Source organism: Amycolatopsis sp. NPDC059021, from assembly GCF_042739895.1.
Lineage (GTDB): Bacteria > Actinomycetota > Actinomycetes > Mycobacteriales > Pseudonocardiaceae > Amycolatopsis.
Genome location: NZ_JBHYIQ010000200.1, coordinates 1 through 4942, shown reverse-complemented (window position 1 = coordinate 4942; position 4942 = coordinate 1). Strand labels below are relative to the sequence as shown.

Below are 4942 nucleotides of genomic sequence, written 5' to 3'. Positions count from 1 at the left end.
AACGGCGACCACCCAGATCTACACATGCATTGACGTCGGCAGGGTCAGATGTGTAAAAGAGACAGCAGGAGGAACCCTCTGCTTCCCTCGGGGCGGCCCCCGCGGATCCGTTCGCCCATCCCGGGCCGGGCCAAGTCAGGCCCGGGACAGACCGGCCAGTACGTCACAGGCGAGTTCGTGGGTCGCGGGCAGCCGGACCGCGCTGACCCGCGGGCTGCCGACCTCGGCGAGCTGCGCGTCCACCGAGAGCCGTTCGTGCACCGCCCGCCGCAGCGCGACCCCGCGCGAAGCGAGGCGATCGTCGCGCGGCACCAGCGCCGCCACGACCGACGGTCCCAGCGAGGCAACGCTTTCTCCACCGTCGAACACGGCCCGCAGCGCGTCGGCGGCGAGGATCATCCCGGTCAGCCGCGGCCAGCCGTCGACCGCGCTGAAGTCCAGTTCGACCACGAGCAGCACGTAGTCCTCGGCCGCCGCGCGTTCCTCGCGGCCCGCCCTGCGGTACACCTCGGCGAGCCGGGTGCGCAGGTACGCGGCCGTCGGCAGGCCGGTCAGCGGGTCGGTGACCTCGGTGTGCACGAGTTGGTCCGTCGCGACGTCCGCCCAGGCCAAGGCCGTCAGGCGGAGCAGCCGCGCGGGGGTGGCGTCCACATCCGGAGCGACGAATCCGTCCACGACCGTGGGATCGGCGGAGTCGGCGAGCACGGCGTGCAGCGCGGCGAGGTCGGTCAGCGTCTCCGCGAGCCCGGCACCGGCGGCCGCACGGGCGCGGCCGAGCCCGGCCAGCGCGCGTTCCGCCGCCTCGCTGCCCACCGCGGGCTTCCCCTGTCTCACCACCGCGGCACACACCGCGTCGACCTCGGGCAGTCCCCAGTCGCTGGGGAACCGCCAGCCCGAAGCCAGGCTCGCGGTCCGCCACCGTGCTCGCAGCGCGCGCAGGGTCCGATCCCGGTCGAACCGGTTCCGCGCCTCCTGCGAGTCCGTCACCCCGGACAGCGCCCCGGTCGCCGGCAGGTCCACTGGCCACCGCTCCTCTCGTCCGGTTCGGAGCGATCTTGTCGCGCTCCGAACAGGGGACGCGCCAGGCCCCGGTCCGTGACGGCGTTCCGGCGGGTTTTGTTGACCAAGGTCCCGGCGAGCCCGGGTGAACATATTGCGCTCTCCGGGTCAACACGCCGACCGCGAGGTGACGCGTGTCGCAGCTTCCGTCACACTTGTGCCGCGCATGAGTCAAGGTAGGTATTGGCGGCCCGTCGGGCGGCCGCCACCACCCGCAGAAGGAGTCCCGTGTCCACCGTTCCCGCCGGTCTCAGCGGTAAGAGCGACGCCGAGCTGATCGCCGAGGTCCGTGCTGGGCAGATCGCCTCCTACGGGCCGCTGTACGAGCGGCACACGGCCGCCGCGCACAACCTCGCCCGTCAGCTCGCGCGCTCGAGTTCCGAGGCCGACGACCTCGTCTCCGAGGCGTTCGCGAAGGTGCTGGACACGCTGCGCGCGGGCAAGGGCCCCGAGACCGCGTTCCGCGCGTATCTGCTGACAGCGCTGCGGCACACCGCCTACGACAAGACCCGCAAGGACAAGCGCGTCGACCTCAACGAGGACATGACCGACGTCGGCGGCGCGGTCGGCGAGGCGCTGACCGTGCCGTTCTCCGACACCGCCGTCGCGGGGCTCGAGCGCACCATGGCCGCCAAGGCCTTCGCACGGCTGCCCGAACGCTGGCAGGCCGTGCTGTGGCACACCGAGATCGAGCAGCAGAGCCCCGCCGAGGTCGCGCCGCTGCTGGGCCTGACCGCGAACGGCGTCTCGGCGCTCGCCTACCGCGCCCGCGAGGGTCTCCGCCAGGCCTATCTGCAGGTCCACCTGCAGGAGAACGCCGCGGAACGCTGCCGCGCCACCGCCGACCGGCTGGGCGCGTGGACCCGCGACGGACTGTCCAAACGCGAACGCAGCCAGGTGGAGAATCACCTGGACGAATGCGAGAAATGCCGCGCACTCGCCGCCGAGCTCGCCGACATCAACGGCGGTCTGCGCGCGATCATCGCCCCGATCGTCCTCGGCGGCGCCGCGCTCGGCTACCTCGCCACCATCGGCGCGGCCAAGGCGAGCGCCACCACGGCGGCGGTCACCGGAGCGGCCGCCGCGGGAGCGACCGCGGGCGGAGCCAAGGCCGGTGCGGCGGCGGGTGCCGCTGCGGGCGGGCCCCGGCAGTTCGCCGGTGTTGCCGCGTCCGGGACGGCCATCGCGGCGGCCGTCGTCGTCGCGCTCGTCGCCGGCGGCGGTACGCAGGACATCCCGGCGGCCGCCCAGGTCCCGCCCCCCGCGGCGCAGCCCGCGCCGCCGCAGCCACAACCTCAGCCTCAGCCTGCCCAGCCGCCCGCTCAGCAGCCGCCGCCCGCACCCCCGGCGCCGCCGCCCGCGGCACCCGCCCCGCCCGCGGTGCAACCGCCGCCCCCGGCCGCGCAGCCGCCGGGCCCGCAGCCGCCACCGACCACGCCGCCTTCGCTCCCGAAACCGAACGTGTCCGCGACGACGCCGCCCGAGGGCGTCGTGCTGCAGCCGGGCGGCAAGCCCGCCAACCTGCCCATCACGGTGCGCAACGACGGCGCCGGCCCGTCCGACCCGGTCGTGGCCACGCTGAAGCTGCCGCCGGGGGTGCACGCGGTGCCCGCCGGGGGCGGCGGTGCCCCCGGCGCGAGCGGCTTCGCCATGGCCGCGCCGGAAACGATCAACGTCAACTGCCCCGGCGGCGACGGCACGGTCTCCTGCCGGACCGGGACCGGCCTGCAGCCGGGCCAGTCCGCGGTCCTGATGTTCCTGTTGAAGGCCGACGACACCGCCAAACCCGGCAGCACGGTCGAGGGTTCGGTCACCGCGGGCGCGCAGGTCCATGTCGACCTGCGCGTGAACGTCGCGGTCAAGCCGCCGCCGGACGCGGTGACGCTGGAGGCCGAGAGCGACTGGCTGTCGGAACTCCCGTGGTGGCAGAAGCCGCGCATCTACGTCCGGGTGCACAACACCGGGCAGACGACCAAGCCGGTCACCGTGACCTTCGACCATCCGCTGTCGAGCTGGTGGAGCCTGCGCGGCTTCCCGTGCCGGCCGGCCGCCGGGGGCGCGACCTGCACGACCACCGGCGCGCTCGCCCCTGGCCAGCACGTCAACCTGTGGGTCCAGTTGCGCGGGCGCCCGCCCGCGGGCCAGCCGGTGACCGTCGGCGGCCAACTGGGCACGGCCTCGGCGAAACCGGTCCAGGTGTACTTCGACTGGTGCCCGCCGGGGCAGCTCGCGCCGACGCCGCCGACGTCGTCCACCGGGACCAGCGCCACGACGAGCCCTGGCAAGAGCACGCCGAAGAAGTCGCCGGGCCACAGCGGCGTCCCGCCGGTGACGACGTCCGAAACGCCGCAGCCGAAGCAGTCTTCGGCACCGGCGACCACGAGCGCGCCGCCCCAGCCGGGCACTTCCACCACACCGATCGGCCCGAGCCACCCTGGGAAACATTTCGGCCTGCCGACGGGGTAGCGTCCGCCCGGTGCGGGAGTTGCTGAGCAGGCACCGCGAGCTGATCCGGTTCGCGGTGGTCGGCGGGATGAGCTTCGTGATCACGCTGGCGGTGAACTACGGCCTGAAGTTCACCGTGCTGCGCGCGAATCCGCTGACGGCGCTGATCCTCGCGACGCTGGTGGCGACCATCTTCTCCTACGTAGCCAACCGCGAATGGTCCTTCCGCACCCGCGGCGGCCACGAGCGAACACACGAGGCGGCACTGTTCTTCCTGTTCAGCGGCATCGCGCTGGGCCTGAACTCGGTTCCGCTGGCCGTGTCCCGCTACGTGCTCCAGTTGCAGGTTCCGCACGTGACGTTCGCCGCTCAGGAAATCGCCGACTTCGTCAGCGGGATCGTGCTGGGGACACTGCTGGGCACAGTCTTCCGCTGGTGGGCCTTCAAGAAATGGGTGTTCCCCGCCGAGGATGCCCGGCCCCAGCGGAAGTCCGGGGACGGCCCCGGAGATCCGGACATTCGCGACAGGATGGCCGCCTGAGCCATCGGCCCTGGTCAGCCTCTCCTAAACTGCGGAGGTGACCGTCGTCGAAACCGTGCTCAGCCGCACGCCCGAGCCCCTGCGCTCGGTGCTGATCAAGCACCGGGAACTGCTCAAGTTCGCGATCGTGGGCGGCACGACCTTTCTGGTCGACAACGGCGTCTGGTACCTGCTGAAGCTGAGCGTGCTGGAATCGAAGCCGACGACGGCGAAGGCCATAGCGATCATCGTGGCGACGATCGTGTCGTACATCCTCAACCGCGAATGGTCCTTCCGGACCCGCGGCGGCCGGGAACGCACCCACGAGGCGGCGCTGTTCTTCGTGATCAGCGGGGTCGCCGTGGTGGTGAACCTGATCCCGCTCTACGCGTCGCGGTACGTGTTCCACCTGGAGACGCCGCACGTGTCGAGGCTGGTCCAGGAGATCGCGGACTTCGCGAGCGGATCGATCATCGGCATGCTGCTCGCGATGGTGTTCCGGTTCTGGGGCTTCAAGAAGTGGGTGTTCCCGGACGAACTGGGCCAGCGGCGCCGCGACGGCGACCAGGTCACCCGCCTCCCCCGCTAGCCCTCCGCGCGATAGCAAAGGTCCCCCGCTCCCGCTCCATCCGGGGCTCATGCGCCCCAATGCGGTTTTCTCGGTGCGGGCGGGTCTGGCGGGGGGGGGGGAAGTGCGGTGGCGCCCGTGTCCCGAAAGCTCCGTTGGGGACGATGAACGTCCCGAACGGAGCGTTCGACCACCGCACGCCCCCAATCGCAACGACAACCCCACGAACACCACTCACCCCACCGACCCCGAATGCTGTGAAGGCCTCCTTCACAGCGCTGAGCGCCGGGGCGGGTGCCTTCACTGCATGTCGCGTATGGCGTAATGGCCACGCTCGACGCCGCGAATTG

General features: G+C 72.1%; 4 protein-coding genes. 3 read left to right on the top strand and 1 reads right to left on the bottom strand.

Annotated elements, in window-relative coordinates; all coding sequences use genetic code 11:
* Positions 1-135 precede the first annotated feature (135 nt).
* Positions 136-1020 carry a GGDEF domain-containing protein gene (locus ACFWX1_RS47815; protein ID WP_378396590.1) on the bottom strand — a complete coding sequence of 295 codons (885 nt, stop codon included), beginning with the start codon at positions 1018-1020 and terminating at the stop codon, positions 136-138.
* Positions 1021-1287: 267 nt separating this feature from the next.
* On the opposite strand from ACFWX1_RS47815, the gene ACFWX1_RS47810 reads away from it, so the two are divergent.
* Genes ACFWX1_RS47810 through ACFWX1_RS47800 form a run of 3 tightly spaced genes read left to right on the top strand, consistent with a single transcriptional unit; the run spans position 1288 to position 4613 of the window.
* Positions 1288-3525 carry a sigma-70 family RNA polymerase sigma factor gene (locus ACFWX1_RS47810; RefSeq protein ID WP_378396589.1) on the top strand — a complete coding sequence of 746 codons (2238 nt, stop codon included), beginning with the start codon at positions 1288-1290 and terminating at the stop codon, positions 3523-3525.
* A gap of 10 nt (positions 3526-3535) precedes the next feature.
* Positions 3536-4045 carry a GtrA family protein gene (locus ACFWX1_RS47805; protein ID WP_378396588.1) on the top strand — a complete coding sequence of 170 codons (510 nt, stop codon included), beginning with the start codon at positions 3536-3538 and terminating at the stop codon, positions 4043-4045.
* Positions 4046-4082: 37 nt separating this feature from the next.
* Complete coding sequence (locus ACFWX1_RS47800; protein ID WP_378328008.1) at positions 4083-4613, top strand: GtrA family protein; 531 nt, start codon at positions 4083-4085, stop codon at positions 4611-4613.
* Positions 4614-4942: the final 329 nt, after the last annotated feature.